At 48.0% G+C, this 1,243-nt stretch carries 1 protein-coding gene; it reads left to right on the plus strand.

Annotated elements, in window-relative coordinates; genetic code table 11:
* Positions 1–75: 75 nt before the first annotated feature.
* Positions 76–1,243 (plus strand): ISL3 family transposase (locus G441_RS0116385; protein WP_051275674.1); only part of this gene is annotated, 1,168 nt, incomplete at its 3' end.

Raw genomic sequence — 1,243 nt, forward strand, 5'->3', positions numbered from 1 at the left:
GGCTCTTCATCATAAACGGGGGACATCAGCTTTCATTAAACTGATTTTGCGAAGATCATTTAATGGAGCGAGCCGATGTCCCACGCAGGTACTATTTTAGGCATAACCGAATTAGAAGTTGAACATATCCATCGTCATGATGAGATAAAGGTGTGGGCCAGACCCAGTCGAAGACCACCCTGCAAACACTGTCAAGGCAACCGTCTGCGGATCAAAGCCACGCACAAGCGCACGGTGAAACACACTCGTCAGGGCAATCAGCTACTGACGCTGTATCTAAAAGTGCCAAAGTATCATTGTCGTGACTGTGGACGCTATTTCAGACACCCTTTCGTTGGCATCAGGCCGCGTTATCGTGCTTCGGAGTGTTATCGCCTGGAAGTCTTTGAAGCCCATCATGGGGGTGTGACACAGCGCGGCATTTCCCGCACACATCGAATCAGCCCGACAACGGTAGAACGATGGTACCAATCTCATATCAGTCAAAAATACAAAGAAATCATCAGTCGACCCTGTCCTGAGATGCTGGGCATTGATGAGCACTTCTTCACCCGTAAGAAGGGCTATGCGACGACATTCGTTGATTTACGTCACCACAGTGTGTTCGACGTCAAACTCGGTCGCTCTGAGCTCAGTTTGCGCCATTATTTACGTCACTTACCTGGCAAAGAAAACGTGCGGCTCATCGCCATGGATTTGTCCGAAACCTATCGCAATATTGCCAAACGCTATTTCCCCAATGCGACCATCGTGGCAGACCGCTTTCATGTGGTGCGCCTGATTAACCATCACTTCCTAAAGGCCTGGCAGCAACATCATCCTGAAGGACGTAAGAACCGAGGTCTATTGAGCCTCATGCGCCGTCATCAATGGCGATTGAGTGAAGACAACAATGCAAACCTACAGCGTTACCTGGCAGACTACCCTGTACTCAAAGCGTTGTATGAGGTTAAACAAAAGCTCATTCGCTACATGCTGCTTAAGACCATGAATGAAAGACGAATGGAAAAGAAACTCACAGGCTTTTTAGACTTGCTTGAGCAGTTACATCACAGCCCACTCAACGCACTCGCCAGGACACTCACTTCGTGGTTACAACCCATCGTGGCTATGTGGCGATATACACGCAACAACGGCATTACTGAGGGCTTCCACAACAAGATGGAAATGATAACGAGACGAGCTTATGGTTTCAGAAACTTTGAAAATTATCGAATAAGAGTAATGACCCATTGTGGATGGG

This window comes from Aestuariibacter salexigens DSM 15300, assembly GCF_000429145.1.
Classification (GTDB): Bacteria; Pseudomonadota; Gammaproteobacteria; order Enterobacterales; family Alteromonadaceae; genus Aestuariibacter; species Aestuariibacter salexigens.